Raw genomic sequence first — 14893 nt, 5'->3', positions numbered from 1 at the left:
GTTTTTAGGACAACGTAAAGATTTTGTGAGTAATTAAGAATGAGTATTTCAATCAACCGGATGAATCATACCTGCTAATTTATCCTTTTGAGGCAGGTAATGTTAAGGACTAAATGAGAATGAATGTTGAAGAAGACGACAGAAAATTATCAGGAACTGTCAGCGAAGGCCGTAATTTTGTCAGGAAAACGCCGGTTTGGCCCAAAAAACACCTCCTCATATCCCCCGAAGGGTTTAAAAAACCAGAGCTAAATCCTGAAAATTGCATCTATTGATAATTTATATTGTTTGAGCTACGCCCCCCTTGATATGGTTAATTTTCTGGTTGTTATTCATCTTCATACTCATGGCTGGAGCTCATGCATACTAAATTTCAATCCAGACCGGTTATCGGTGTCACACTCGACAGCGAGGAAGCCGGTGGTTACGCCGATTTCCCGTGGTACGCCCTGCGCCAGAACTACATGGAGAGTCTGGCAGCGCTGGGCGCAGTGCCGCTGGCCTTGCCACATCACGCCGATCTGGCGGATGAATATCTCGCGCTGTGCGACGGGATTGTCGTCACCGGCGGCGCGTTTGATGTTCCCCCTGAGCTGTTCAACGAACAGCAAACCAGCGATCAGGTGCGCCTGAAACCGGCCCGCACCCGGTTCGAACAAGCCATCGTGAAAGGCGCCATGCAGCGCAACCTGCCCCTTTTGGGCATCTGCGGCGGTCAGCAACTGCTGGCCGTATTAACCGGCGGCACGCTGCATCAGCACATTCCCGACGCACTCCCCGACGCCCTTGAACACAGCACCACGGTGGACACCGAAAATGCCGGTGGCAAAAAGCGCGCCCGTCATCCGGTGCAGATCGCCGAAGGGTCGCTGCTGAGCCGCTGTGTTGAAAGCACGCATTATGAGGTCAACAGCTCGCATCACCAGGCCGTGAAATCCGTCGGGCCAGGCTGCATCGTCAACGCGTACGCGCCGGACGGGGTGATCGAAGGCATTGAATGCGAAGGCTATGATTTCTGTCTCGGCGTGCAGTGGCACCCTGAATATCAGCAACATCAGCAGGATACACAATTGCTGAAGGCGCTGGTGTCGGCGGCCTCGCGCTACAAACACTCCATGCGCAGTTCTGCGCGGGCAATGACCGACGCCATGACGCGCAAAGGTAAAGAAGAGGCATGAATCAGGCGGTGCTGAAAGCGCAGACTCTGCAGAGACTGCGTGACCTGAATATTGACCCGCAGGTGATCGCGCACCGCACGCTGCCCTACTTCGAAGAGGTAAGTGAGCACTTACTGGTGGACGCAGAAATGAATGCGGACACCGGTAAGGTTTACCGCCTGATCTCCCCCGCCGCTCAGGCATGGCGCGCCATGCAACAGCAGGCAGCCGCAGACGGCGTGGGCATTTATCTGGTCTCGGCGTACCGCAGCCTGGCGTATCAGGCAGAGCTGATCCGCGCCAAACAGCAAGCCGGAATACCCCCGCAAGATTTCTTCACGTCTCTGGCACCGCCCGGATGCAGCGAGCATCACACCGGCCGCGCCGTGGACATCAATACGCCCGGCTGCGACGAAGTGACCGGCGTGTTTGGCGAAACCGGCGCGTTTGTCTGGTTACAGGCCAATGCCGCCCGCTTCGGTTTTGTGATGTCCTTCCCGCAGAATAATCCGTGGGGATTCATCTGCGAACCCTGGCACTGGTGCTGGCACCCGTGATGGCGCTGTTTTACGTCGTCAGGTGATCTGCCTCTCACTTTCCGCCATGAAAATTGTCCCTCAAACATTTATCTGTTAGGCCAGTTTTCTGTTCCATTTTTAGAACAAATAAAACACACTATGCGTTCAAAAGGCTTCCTGTTGCAGAGAGCCTGGTCTTTACACCTTCTAATAAGTTATCAATTTCAATGCAATCAGATACCGTTTCGCGCAGGACAGCATGGCTTCGCGTTGTGATGCTGGCGATCGCCGCCTTTATCTTCAATACCACCGAATTTGTGCCGGTCGGATTACTTTCCGACATCGCCGCCAGTTTCAATATGAAGACGGCGCAGGTCGGCCTGATGCTCACCATCTACGCCTGGGTGGTGGCGCTGATGTCGCTGCCGCTGATGCTGCTGACCCGGCAGGTTGAGCGTAAACGCTTGCTGATCTTTATATTTAGCCTGTTTATCGTCAGCCACGTGTTATCGGTGGTGGCCTGGGATTTCTGGAGCCTCGTCGCCTCCCGCGTCGGTATCGCCCTTTCCCACGCGATTTTCTGGTCGATTACTGCCTCGCTGGCCATTCGCGTCGCCCCTCCGGGTAAAAAAACGCAGGCGCTCAGTATGTTAGCCACCGGCACGGCGCTGGCGATGGTGCTGGGCTTACCGCTCGGGCGCATCATTGGTCAGTATCTCGGCTGGCGCACCACCTTTATGAGCATCGGCGTGGTTGCGCTGCTGACGCTGATTTGCCTGATCAAACTGCTGCCACCGCTGCCAAGCGAACATACCGGTTCACTGAAAAGTGTGCCGATGCTGTTCCGCCGCCCGGCGCTGGTCGGCATGTATGTTCTGACTGCATTGATAGTGACCGCTCACTACACGGCCTACAGCTACATCGAACCGTTTATTCAGACCGTCGCCAATATGGGTGAAAACTTCACCACTTTCCTGCTGCTGATTTTTGGTGGCGCGGGTATCTTTGGCAGCATCATTTTCAGCATGTTCGGCAACCGCTTCCCGGCAGCGATGCTCAGCGGCCCGATCCTGATGGTGACGCTCAGTATGTTGCTGCTGTTTGTAGCGGTGATGAACCCGATCAGCATTTCTGTGCTGTGCGTGGTGTGGGGGCTGGCCATGATGATTATCGGCCTGGCCTTGCAGGTGCGCGTACTGGCGCTGGCGTCCGACGCCACCGACGTGTCGATGTCCCTGCTGTCGGGTATCTACAATATCGGCATCGGCGCGGGCGCGCTGTTAGGCAATCAGGTGAGTTTGCATCTGGAAATGAGCAACGTCGGTTACGCCGGTGGCGTGCTGGGATGTATCGCGTTTGTCTGGTGCCTGACGATTTTCCGGCGCTATCCGCAGTTAAAAACGACCAGCTGATCGCCCGCCGTTGAAGTAAAAATGCTCACTGTGCCGCCCTGGCGCAGTGAGCATCACAGTGATTACTCAGTGACAAAACGTGAAACGGAACCCGCCAGGCTTTGCGCCTGATCGCGTAAGGCATTGGCTGCGGCAGAAGACTCTTCCACCAGCGCGGCGTTTTGCTGAGTCACGTTGTCCATTTCGACAATCGCTTCCCCCACCTGCGAAATACCCCGGTTCTGTTCATCCGACGCCTGAGCAATTTCATTCAGGATTTCAGTGACATTGCCGACAGACGTCACGATGTCATGCATGGTGGCACCGGCCTGCTCGACCAGCTCGGACCCGGCGCTGATGCGCTCGACGGATTCGCCAATCAGTTCATCAATCTCTTTCGCCGCCTGTGCGCTGCGCTGCGCGAGGCTTCTCACTTCGCTGGCAACCACCGCAAAACCCCGCCCCTGTTCACCGGCACGCGCCGCTTCTACCGCAGCGTTCAGCGCCAGAATGTTGGTCTGGAAGGCAATGCTGTTGATAACCGTGGTGATCTCCGCAATCTTGCCGGAACTGGCGGTGATCTCATTCATGGTTTTCACCACATGATTAACCAGTTTGCCGCCCTTGTTCGCCGTTTCAGACGTGGCGCGCGCCAGCTGGCTGGAGTGATGAATGTTGTCGACGTTCTGCTTCACCGTGGCGGTTAACTGCTCCATGCTGGCCGCCGTTTCTTCCAGCGCCGCAGCCTGCTCTTCGGTACGCGCAGACAAATCATTGTTTCCCGCCGCGATTTCGGCCGAAGCATGGCTGACCTGAGACACACCGCTGCGAATATCCCCGATAATGCGGCGAAGATCGTCGTTCATCTCACCCACCGCCTGCATCAGCTCACCCAGTTCATCGCGGCGCGATGTATGCAGATCCGCTCTGAGATCGCCACGGGCAATCTGCTGAGCCACGCGTAATGTCGCGGACAACGGCGTGGTGATCTGACGGGTGATGATGAACGCGGTAGCCATGCTCAGCAAAATGGCAGCCACGGTGATCAGCGACATCCATAAAATTGCCTGATTGATATCTGAATGCGTGGCTTTCAGCTCTTCCTGAAACAGCGAACTGCTCGCCGTCGTCAGCACCGCGCCCGATTTCGCCAGCTCTTTGGTCGCCTGCTCTTCCGCAAGATACGACGCCAGATACGCCTGCGCACTTTCCTGTTTACCGGTCACTGAACGCTCGACCTCGGTCAGTGCATTCACATCTGCCGCGCTGAGTTGCGGTTTAATGGCGTCCATCAGTTGAATCGATTCAGCGATGAACCCGACTAATGCCTGCTGTGCCTCTTCAGTATTTTGCAACTCAAGCAGTTTGACGCGTACGGCCACCCCGGTGAGGTGTTTACTGATTTCATTCAGCGCATTGGCGGTGCCCACGGTGGCAGGATCCTGAGTGTAAGACTGCGCCAGACGCGTGACGTCAGCTTCTTCTCGGGTCAGCACCAGCGCCCCGACAATGCTTTCACGCTTGCGGGTTTCGCTGACCGTTTCCGCACGCTTTTCGCGATAACCCTGCATCGCGCCCGGCAACGTTTGCAGCATCTGCAACTGTTCGCCACGCCACGGGTAGGTCTGCAAACTGGCGATCTTTTCATCTACCTGTTTTAAGCTCTCTTCATTGGCGGCGATAAACTTTTCGTCATGCGTTTTGACGTACTGCATCCGCGCATCTCTTGCCAGAGCAAACTGATCGGTAATGGCTTTCAGCTGGCTGATTTTCTCCGCACGAACGGAGATATCATTAAGGTTTTTAATGCCACACACCGCTACCGCGACGCTGAGCAACAAAACAAGCCCGAAACCCAGTGCGAGTTTCTTCCCTACCCGGACGTTTTCAAAACTAATTAATAACCTTCTCATAACAAATGACTCTCCATTATTGTTTAAATATGCAGGTGTTACGCAATGCCTTTGCGTTATCGGCAGGAAAGGAGAATTAATTAATGATCGTTATAATGATTAGGAGAAATATCACCTTATGTAACTATATAAAGTGCAACAGGTGAGAAAGTGTCATGTAAAAGGCAGAGGATTTAATTTAAGGAAGAATTTTTGATGTGACTGACCCGCGCGATAACGGGTCAGCAGAGGGGAGTGGTTTTCGCGGCGCGTCGTTTAGCGCAGCAGTTTCAGATTTCCGGTCAGGGATTTAATCCATTTTTCCGGCCCCACCAGCCCCAAACCGTCGATGATTTCATCATGCAAATCGCGCAGCGGGAAAAGGTTCTCGTAGTCGGCAAAGGTATGCAGCGCCCTGGCAAAAGCCGGGAAGGCCACCACCCCGCGCTCGCCCTGCGCATCCAGCGCCTTAAACATCAGCGCTTTAATGTGATCCGGCGTTCCCTGCAATACCGGCACCGGGTATTTTGAGCTGACATCGATGGTCGCGCCCTTCGCATCCGTCAGGGCATTGCCCGCCAGCATCGGGAATTTCGCAGCCAGCCCTATACCGATTGCCCCCGCCGTGTTCGCCAGTAATCCCGGCGGAAGTTCAGGATTGAGAATAATCGCCAGCCGGATGGTGTCTGTCATTTTTGAGCCCTTTCGTTTTCAGCGTTAACACAAAGCATAACGATCTGGCGCTGAAATGTGCTTTCTTTTATCGGCAGAAAATGCCCTAATCTGGTTAACTTTTTCCCGAATGACCGTATAACAGGCAGATTATGTCACTCTCTGAAATTTTACCGGCAGACCTTCGCATTCTTAAGCAACTTCAGCAAAGCGGGAGGATGACCAACCAGGAGCTGGCAGAAAAAGTCGGCATGGCCGCGTCACCCTGCTGGCGACGCGTGAAGCAACTGGAAGAGAGCGGCGTGATCGCCGGTTATCAGGCAAAGATTGACCGTAAAGCCGTCGGCCTCGGGCTGCTGGCCTTTATCCGGGTAAAAATCGACAGCCACAGTGAGGAAGATGCGCAACGGTTCGAGCAGCAGGTCGGCGCGCTGCCGTCGGTGATTGCCTGCTATGCGATTGCCGGAGATGCCGATTTTCTGTTGCAGGTGGTCGCAAAAGATCTCGACAGTTTTTCCACTTTCGCGATGGAAGTGGTGCGGCGCTTACCGGGGATTAAAGAAATGCAGACATCCTTCGTGTTAAGGGAAGTGAAACCGCTGGATGTCTTGCCGCTGTAAAAAATATCCCGCAATGGAAGCACTGCGCTTCCATTGCGGATAACGGACCTCTGGGGGCATTAATACGGCACAGTAATAAAACAGTCCCCATTATTATTCACAGGGTGAATATCTATTAATGCCATTCCATCGCCCGGTATTTTTCAAACAGCCATAAACTGATAAATAATAATAATGTATTTAGCGGAAAGACTGACCATCGACCAGTGAATGCTGCCCCGCGGAATATCTTGATTCATTCCGCTCCTGATCTACCTGTAATTTCCCTATCCTGACCGTATTAAGAGAACAGCTGTCTCCGTGGTGACTGTAATATCCTTCACCACAAAGTCCCGCTAACCCTCTGGATGACCACTTTTCCATTTTTAATCGCCAGAGTTTGTCGAAATCCTCCAGCCGGCAGACAATTTTAGTCCAAGGGTCGCAGACCAGCGTATTTTCCAGTAACAGCCTGGAGTACCCTGCTGGCCGGGTACCGATCAGCACGAAGGCGTGATCGACTGGCGCGGGCAGGTAAACCCTCATGATTTGCACTTCCGTTTTGGCAGCGCTGTCCAGGCGCTGGGCCCTGTCTAACAGGTAATAATAAGCAAGGATGGCGTTTTCACCGCAGTTACCCGCATGGGGGATTCTGTTGATGTAATCATGCTCAAGCTTGTTCGCGGTTTCCCGTGGCGCTAATTTCAGCGCGCGCAAGGCACGAATATTCTTCGTTCTTATTTCATCCGCTTCTGCCGTATGCAAACTCCAGCGCTTAGGATCTTTAGGCATCATATGGCTCACCATCCGTTTATCGGTGTAAATTTTATTGGTGGCCTTAAGGGGTAATCTTGAACGTGCATACTTCACAGCGGCTAATAAATGAGGCATTAACGCCTTTTCAAACTTCTTATCCATTTCAACTCAATCCTTTTACTATTAATAATCCTCCGCTATAAGTTTCACCATAATGAAAGTTTATCTGCCGTGCCTGTTATTCACGCCTGTGAAAAACAACAATACACTTGATGAATATATAATTTGATATTCATACAAATTAATTGTCACGTTGCGAAAGAAATGGCCTGAATTATATATAATAATCCTGACCACTCAATAATTCGTTATTCATTTAGACGATGATTATTTTTAATAATAAAAGAACGCGTTAAATTTCCGGCATTTATGACAGTGCCCGTGATAATTATCTGAAAAGGATAATGGCCGTTATTTGTGCGTTTTGCGTGTTTTCGGTGTTTCCGGTTTCACCGGCGCTTCCGCCGGGGTTTTCACCGAGATGACCGGCAACGGCCCGTAATCCACTTCGGTTTGATCGAGGCGCGAAATGATCTCTGCCGTGATGTCCGCGTTATCATCCCGCGAGATCACCGTCTGGCTGTCGATCACCAGCCGCAGTTTTTTCTCCTGTCTGTAGGCATCGACCACCTTGGTTATGGCGTTCAGGCTGACCTGTCGTGCCGCATTCTTTTCAGCCCGCCATTGGTTGTTCAGCGTATCGGCATCGGCATCCCGACTTTTTTGCTGCCCGGCAGCGGGAAGGCGCGCATATTTTGAACTGGCATCGTCATACACGTTAAGCAGCAATGCCTGCACCTGCTTATCATGTTCGGCTTCCTGTTTGCCTGCCTGAGAATCCCTCAGTACCTGCGCAATATTCACCACGGCAATATCGGGGGCAGGTGCCTCTTTTTGATCGCATCCCGCCAGGCTGCTGACCGCGAGGGTGGCGGCGATAATCAGTAACGTTTGTTGTTTCATTTTGAATATTCTCAGATTCACCCTTCGCTGAAATTGAAGGGCACACATTATTTAAAGTTTGCTTTAACACCGACGATGGCCCGCGTGTCGCTGTAGCCTTCGTCACCGATCTGCCGGGCGACATCCACCCACAGATTCACGGTGTCGTTCAGTTTTGCTTCCACACCGGTTTTGAGCTCACCGATGTTACGCGCGCCCGCCTCTTTCACGTTCACGCCGTCAAGGCTTGCGCCAAAATCATGGGTGTTATGCAGCCAGTTCACTTCCACAAAAGGCTCGAAGACCCGATCCTTTCCGTCCTGACTTTTTGCATCCATGCTTTTGATAAAGGCACGCATACCCAGACGAAGCTGGAGATTACCGTCGCCGGTTGATTGCACGTGGGTGCCGTTGGCTTCCTGATGATCGTCTGCTTTCACTCCCATCCACGTCAGTTGTGCCTGCGGCTGTAAGTAGTAGCTTTCGTGGTCGTTCTTTTCACCGGTTTTCCAGGTGTAACCGCTCTCGACGGACGCCGTAACACCGCCGGAGCGGTAGCTTTCCGAACCGACGTCTTTCGTCGAGACGCCATTATCAAACCGGTTGTACAACGCCCAGCTGTCGACATAGCCACCGGTCTTCTCGTCGTTGTGTTCAAACCAGGTGCCGTAGATGCCTGCGCTGTAGCCGTGAACTGAGCCATCCGCGCTGTAACCGGTGTGATGGTTTCGGGTGTTACTGTGCTGGCTGGCATAGCCGCCCATCACCCCAAAGTGATAACGATCTTCGCCGCTGCGGCTCCACTGAGCGATATCCCCGCCCAGTTGCGCGACATAACGGTTTGCCTGGGTGTTGTTCTGGCCACTGTCGTCATGAGATCGCTGATGCCCACCGACCTGGCGCAGCCACAGGCTGGTGACTTTTTCCTCTCCGGTGAAAGGATCGACGTAATGGGTTTCGCCAAGACGATCGTGCAGCGTCATGCTGAACATGTTGTTGGCGGCGGCCAGATTGCTGGCGTAGGCTTTGGCTTCCGGGCGGATATTCGCGGCTGGCTGAAGACTTGCTGCGTTATCCGCCGCGTCGCCCCCGCTGAACGGGGTATCGCCGCCTGCGGCATTGTCAGCGTTATCCGGCACTTCCCCGTTGTTGGTCAGATACCAGTTACCGCCTTTTTTCACCAGATCGTAGTCGTAAGCGCCCGCCACAATGCGGCCCTGTTTGGTGAACTCGCCGTCAGAACTGCCGCCCACAGAGATAATTTCGATGCCGTTAATCGCCGCGGCCCCGTGGCCGCCCGCATTGCTCACTGACACCCTGGTGGTGCCGCGCGTGCTTCCCTCTATCACCATTTTGTCGGTCAGAGAATCGTCATCGCCCAGCTGAGTGTTGAGGCGCAGCGTGCCGCCGTTGCCGGTGTAGTCGCCTTTCACCTGCAGGATATTGCCCGCAGTCGAAGTGCCCGGCTGGCTGAGAGTGATGAACCCGCTGTTGGTCAGGTTGTTGCCGACCGTGAAGGTCTGAGGATCGCCTGTCAGCGGGGAAGAGAGATCGCCCAGGCTGAACGCGCCCGCGTTGTTCACATCCCCGGCGGTACCGCCGAAGCCACCGAAGGCGGCACCCTGCGCCACATTGACGGTATCCGAGGCCAGCAGGACGTTCGTCGCGCTGTCGCCCAGTTGCAGGCCGCCGCCGGTGATATCCGTGTGGCCGGTGTACTGCGCAGAAGCCCTGGTCAGCGCCACCAGACCCGCGCCGTTTTTATGCAGATCGCCGCTGCCGGTGATGTTGTTAGCCATCACGCCCTGCGCACCGTTCAGCGACAGGAGGCCGCTGTTGAGGATATCTCCGCTGCCGATGCCGCTCGTCTCATTGATCGCCACTTCGGCACCCTGACGGAGGGTGGTCGATGCCGTCATGCCTGTATTGGCGGTGCTGACCGTCAGAATGCCGTTGTTTACGATCAGTTCACCGGCGCCGGTCAGCGCCCCGCTGACGGTGCCGCCATTGAGCGTCGTCAGGCTGCCGCCGTTGAAATCCGTGACCGCACCGGCGTCGGTATTGAACCTGCCGGCAGTCTGCGAGTAACCGTTCAGATCCACCCTGGCGTCGCCAGCCTGACGCAGTTCGCTGGTGTTGCCGAGAATATTGTCGCTTTCCGCCCGCAGCGTACCGCTGTGCACAAACGTCACGCCGGTATAATCATTGCGCATGTTGGAGAGTGAGACAGTGTGGCCGGATCCTGCGGCAATCGTCAGGTCACCGCCGCCGGTCACGCGGGCTGCGAGGTCAGCACTGGCACCGCTCGCGCCGTTAGCGTTGATCACCAGCGCATCCGCACCCGACGTCACCAGGTTCAGTTTTTTCAGACCGTAGTTGATATACAGACCGTCGTCGGACGCACCGGACGTCAGCCCAAAATCAAAGGTCGCGTTGGCTGCCACCTGCCCTTTTTGAATGACATCTGAATAGGTCGGATCGCTCATGGTGGTGCCGTCTGCTTTCAGCAGATCCAGATTAGAGCCGTAGCCGCTGACCGTGCCAAGGCTGCCGGCCAGTTTCAGGATCGGATTGGCGTCATCCTGCATCGTTAACGCCAGCGTGTCAGGTGGCAATGCCCGCGCGTTCATCACGTCATTGGTTAACACCTTCACCACGCCTCTTCCGCCGATATTCAGATCGTTGCTGGTCATCAGGAAAGCTTCCGACCGGCTGCGTCCCAGTGTATCGGTATCGACGTTCATCATGCCGCCATCAAAAGACAGGCTGCCGATTTGCTGCAACCCTTTCGAGACAACCGTTATGCTGCCGTTGCCCAGAACCAGGGTGGCATCGGACAGCGCCTGATTGTTTTGCGTGGTGGTGCCATTCAGAACAAACTGGCTGTGAGTCAATTCAACCTTTCCGGTAAAACGGTCTGTCGCATTGTTGGCGGTAAAGGCAAAGGCATTGGCATCACTCCCCAAATCCACGGTCACCAGACCGGTGCCGGCCAGATGGCTGGCAAAATTCATGGCCTTGTCGTCAGTGATGATGAGCTGGCTGGTGCTGTCAATATTCCAGGCGGAGCCGGCAGCCGTTAAATCGAGCGATGCATGGTCGAGAGTAAAGCGGGAACGGTCAGCCAGATACACATTCTCTATCCCCTTGATTTTTGATGAATCCGGGAGGGTATAGACCGAATGATTCAGGTTCAGCGCATCGTTGCCCTGCCCGCCATCCAGCACGTCGAACAAGGTGGCGTTTTCGTTCGCAGTAATGTCTTGCAGGTTGAACTGATCATCGCCGGTGCCGGTGGTAAAGACGGAGGCCGCCTGACTGCCATGCGCCAGCGTCACGGTATTGTTACCCGCCAGCAGATTGACGGCGCCCGCGAGGCTGCCGCCCGCGGCGTTAGTAAAGTCTACCGCCTGCTTGTCAATGTTCATGACCACGCCGTTTGCCGCACGGGAGAGGATACTTCCGCTGTTGCTGAAGGCCGTGGTGTGGCCGTTATTGATATCCACCATCTGAGCCGCCGACGCGGAAATGATATTCCCGGACTGCTCGACGCGCGGCGTGCCACCGTTCACCACCAGCGCGGATCCTCCGGCGACATCATTAACATGAATACTGACCCCGGATTTGATGTTGCCGGAGGTATTGGTGGTCATGCCGCTGCCGTCAGCGCTGTTGATATTGATCACCAGCCCCTGCGATTTGGACATGTCGTAATCCGCTGCCGACGCGGATCCATCGGCATTTTCAAGCAGAAGACCGGTTCCCGTCCCGTTGACGTTAATGGTGCCGCTGTTGGTTTGTGCCAGAGAGGCGGCAGTGCGCACACCCGCGCCTCGTCCCACGTTGAGAGTGGTATTGAGCAGTTGAATGCCGCTGATTTCAGCTTTGTTTTCGATGCCGTTTCCGAAACCTGACGCCGCCATATTGATGGTGGCGCCGTTGACGATCAGACCGACAGCACCGGTATCGAGCAGAATGCCGTGCGCCGTGCCTGCCGCGTTGGTCGAGCCGGAACCGCTGAGCGCCAGCGACGCGCCGTCAGACAACCGATATGCCGCCGTGCCGTTTATGGCGGTGGTCGCGCCGGTATTATTCACCACGGAATTCGCGCCGATGATATCGACCGCCGTGCCGCTCACCGTAATTTTGCTGTCGTTATTCATGCTGCCGCCGTTGATTTCAACGCCGACGCTGTCCGCCGCAGTGAGGGTCACGATACCGTGGTGATTAAGCGTACCGCCGGTCGCGACTTTATATCCCATTGCGCCAGCGGCCACGCCGCCGGAGGTGCGCAGGGTGGCATAGCTGTCGAGCACCGAGGCGCCCGTCGTGTCCGTGTCGCCATAAATGGTGGTCGATGCGCCCTGAACGCTGCCGGCAAGGGATCCGACACCGGTCAGATCAATATCCGTTGTGGCGTCAATTTTGCCATAGGCACCGCCTTCAACCCTGACCGCCGTGGCATCCCGGCCGCTGGCAATCAGATTCATGCCGGTGGCGTCTATGCTGCTGTCTTTTCCTGTCGCCAGAAGGATGGTGCTGTTCTGGCCGCTGCCCGTTAAGGTTGCGCCGAGGGAGCCGTAACTCGCGCCACCGTCGATGCGGTAGAGCGTGGAATCCTGCGTCGAGACATCCTGAAAGGAATTCTGCACGCTGACGGCAGAACCCTTTCCGTAGATCAGGAAGCCGGTCTGCTTGACCCCGCTCATAAATCTCACGCCGTCGCCATCGACATCAACCGCGCCGCCGTCTTTGACATACACACCAATCGCGCCGTTACCGGTCAGTTTTACTGCCCCGGTCACCGTCGCCACCGCACCTTGCCCCTGAGACTGAATACCGTAGTTCGCCGTTTTGGTGGCGGCATCCACCCCTTCCGTCACAAAGATGGTGCCGCTGTTGGTCGCATGGCTGCCGGCCCGCACGTTAAGCCCGACGCCATTAATCCCCATCATATTGATGGTGCCGCTGTTGTTGACCTGGGTAGCACCGCCAGTCACATCCATCGCGATACTTTGCGCCACCGGTTTGCCACCGATAGCGTTATAGGAAAGGTTAATCATGCCCTTCTGATCGACCACAGCATCCGCGCCGCTCGCCAGAATGGCGGTTGCGCCCTGCGTTTTCCCTCCCAGATTGATCATGCCACCCACCGCATTCTCAAATGTGCCGTGATCACTCACCGACACGGCAATGGCGCCGGGATTGATAATGCTGGTGGCTTTGGCGGAGTCGGACAAGGAGGTTTGTGCGCTGCGCCCGACATAGATAAGGCCCGCATTGGTGAGCGTGCTGTTTCCGCCCACCATGGCACCGATATCCTCATAGCCACGCACACCCACGGGTTGATCTATCGTCGCCAGATTAATATTGCCGTTATTGCGGGCGTTGCTGCTGCCATCGAGTATCAGACCGACACTTCGGCTATGTGACCCCTGCGGCGCGATATTGATGACCCCGTCATTGACGACCGACGCATCCACGGCGTAAATCCCCACCCCCGAACCGTACTGGGTGTTAGTCTCGCCGAGCACCGCACCGGCAGCCAGATCATCGTTAACATAGATGACGCCGCTGCTGGCATTGTGAACTGACGCACCGGAGGCGGCACTGATCACATTCGAACCAGGGTTGGAGAGATTACGCAGGGTGCTGAGCGTCCCGCTGTTGTCCAGTTTCGCCCCCTGCTCAACGTAGATCAGACTCGCATCGGATTCCGTCAGTTGCAGATTGGCATCATGGCTTAAATTGACCTGGGCAAAGCTTCCGGACGCTTTGATATAGGCCACGCTGGTGGCGCTGACACTGGCGTTCACCGGGTCTCCGGGCGTGGTCACATCAAGCTGGCGGATAGAGATCGTTGGGGTGACGCCTAACGCGATTTGACCATCGTAATCATCAGGATCCAGACGCCCGTCTTCTACCGCTTCGATCAACGCGGTGTTATAGGCTTTGAAGCTGTCGAGGGTGTTAATTGAGAAGTGACCAATTTTGCTGTTCACTTCTCCGGCGTAGGTGGAAATTAAGACATCACCGGTGACCGACGTATTGACGTTTTTATGGTTGCCGAGACTGACAAGGGTTTTGGCGTTGTAATTCAGCGTTCCACCGTTATCTACGGAAAATACCGCCGAGTTGACCTTGTTCGGATCACTGCTCTTCATGATCAGATTCACCCGATTGGCACTGTTTTTCATCCAGTTAGCATCGGAAGACCCGACATCCACATCCAGTTTTCCTCCGGAGGCCACGCTGTAAATCGCCTTATCGAGATACTGGCCGCCAGCGCCCACGTCATGGGAATAGGCGTAGGTAGTATTCAGCTTCCCGGCTGTTATGGAGTTATTGTCATAAGCGTTAATGGTCGTTTTGTTGTGCGTAATGGCGTCGGTGTAAGTCACCACGTTCGTCTTGCCGCCTAAATGCACACTGTCGCAGTCCACATACTCAGCACCTTCGCCGATCAACCCCCGGTCACGCGCCTGAGACAGCGTCATCGAGGTGTAGCCTATGTCCCCTTTTTTCAGTCCGGCAAATCCTTTGCCTCCGCCCTGAACAAGATCAACACTGCCGTAAAAGATCGTGGTAGCGCTTTTAGGATCGGTATCTGCAACGTCCCAGTCAACCGCCAGAGAGTAAGGTGACGCTATCAGCCCGCCACACAACAATGCCGTTTTCCAGGCTTTGGCAATTTTAGAGACTTTTGTTTTTTTCTTTGCGCCCGCCAGCTCATTGGTAACCACCCAATCCTGCGCAGCTTCGCTCCAGACGATTTTATAAGACTTGTTCATACACTTTTCCTGCGGATCACAAACGACTGTATTAGTTGTTCACCTCATTGACATCACTGATCCAGGTCATTCGCAAAAAGGATTTAAAGTATGTCAGCACGTAGGTTCAACATTT

The 14893-nt window shown here is 55.0% G+C and carries 10 protein-coding genes; 5 read left to right on the top strand and 5 right to left on the bottom strand.

What is annotated here, in order from left to right:
• Nucleotides 1-119 precede the first annotated feature (119 nt).
• The 4 genes from ACO0U8_RS21170 (at nucleotide 120) to ACO0U8_RS21155 (ending at nucleotide 3087) form a co-directional block, all read left to right on the top strand.
• Nucleotides 120-275: a hypothetical protein gene (locus ACO0U8_RS21170; RefSeq protein WP_156362058.1), complete on the top strand. Its 156-nt coding sequence runs from the start codon at nucleotides 120-122 to the stop codon at nucleotides 273-275.
• An 84-nt stretch (nucleotides 276-359) separates the two neighbouring features.
• Entirely contained in the window at nucleotides 360-1178 is an 819-nt protein-coding gene (locus ACO0U8_RS21165; RefSeq protein ID WP_122097027.1) for a gamma-glutamyl-gamma-aminobutyrate hydrolase family protein, read from the top strand.
• On the top strand, nucleotides 1175-1714 hold the full coding sequence (locus ACO0U8_RS21160; protein WP_421671581.1) for a M15 family metallopeptidase: 540 nt from the start codon (nucleotides 1175-1177) through the stop codon (nucleotides 1712-1714). The genes ACO0U8_RS21165 and ACO0U8_RS21160 overlap by 4 nt, the downstream gene beginning before the upstream one ends.
• A 188-nt stretch (nucleotides 1715-1902) precedes the next feature.
• Complete coding sequence (locus ACO0U8_RS21155) at nucleotides 1903-3087, top strand: sugar transporter (RefSeq protein WP_056781892.1); 1185 nt, start codon at nucleotides 1903-1905, stop codon at nucleotides 3085-3087.
• 62 nt (nucleotides 3088-3149) lie between these two features.
• Here the strand turns inward: ACO0U8_RS21155 and ACO0U8_RS21150 are convergent, their stop codons facing one another.
• Nucleotides 3150-4979 carry a methyl-accepting chemotaxis protein gene (locus tag ACO0U8_RS21150; RefSeq protein WP_421671580.1) on the bottom strand — a complete coding sequence of 610 codons (1830 nt, stop codon included), beginning with the start codon at nucleotides 4977-4979 and terminating at the stop codon, nucleotides 3150-3152.
• Nucleotides 4980-5234: 255 nt separating this feature from the next.
• Nucleotides 5235-5651: a DUF2000 domain-containing protein gene (locus tag ACO0U8_RS21145; protein WP_056782041.1), complete on the bottom strand. Its 417-nt coding sequence runs from the start codon at nucleotides 5649-5651 to the stop codon at nucleotides 5235-5237.
• Between the two features lie 131 nt (nucleotides 5652-5782).
• Here ACO0U8_RS21145 and ACO0U8_RS21140 point away from each other — a divergent pair, with 131 nt between their 5' ends.
• Nucleotides 5783-6250, top strand: a complete 468-nt coding sequence (locus tag ACO0U8_RS21140; RefSeq protein ID WP_183850237.1) for an Lrp/AsnC family transcriptional regulator — start codon at nucleotides 5783-5785, stop codon at nucleotides 6248-6250.
• A gap of 180 nt (nucleotides 6251-6430) precedes the next feature.
• On the opposite strand, the gene ACO0U8_RS21135 is transcribed toward ACO0U8_RS21140, so the two are convergent.
• From ACO0U8_RS21135 to ACO0U8_RS21125, 3 genes are all read right to left on the bottom strand, one after another.
• Nucleotides 6431-7147 carry a hypothetical protein gene (locus ACO0U8_RS21135; protein WP_421671579.1) on the bottom strand — a complete coding sequence of 239 codons (717 nt, stop codon included), beginning with the start codon at nucleotides 7145-7147 and terminating at the stop codon, nucleotides 6431-6433.
• A gap of 309 nt (nucleotides 7148-7456) precedes the next feature.
• Entirely contained in the window at nucleotides 7457-8008 is a 552-nt protein-coding gene (locus ACO0U8_RS21130; RefSeq protein WP_414070499.1) for an OmpH family outer membrane protein, read from the bottom strand.
• Between the two features lie 47 nt (nucleotides 8009-8055).
• A complete protein-coding gene (locus tag ACO0U8_RS21125; RefSeq protein WP_421671578.1) occupies nucleotides 8056-14778 on the bottom strand; it encodes an autotransporter outer membrane beta-barrel domain-containing protein in 6723 nt (2240 codons plus the stop codon).
• Nucleotides 14779-14893: the final 115 nt, after the last annotated feature.

The sequence above is a fragment of the Rahnella sp. EDr1-12 genome (assembly GCF_049206505.1).
GTDB classification, from domain to species: domain Bacteria; phylum Pseudomonadota; class Gammaproteobacteria; order Enterobacterales; family Enterobacteriaceae; genus Rahnella; species Rahnella rivi.
The sequence above is the reverse complement of the archived record's forward strand: the minus strand, read 5'-3'. Positions and strand labels throughout refer to the sequence as shown.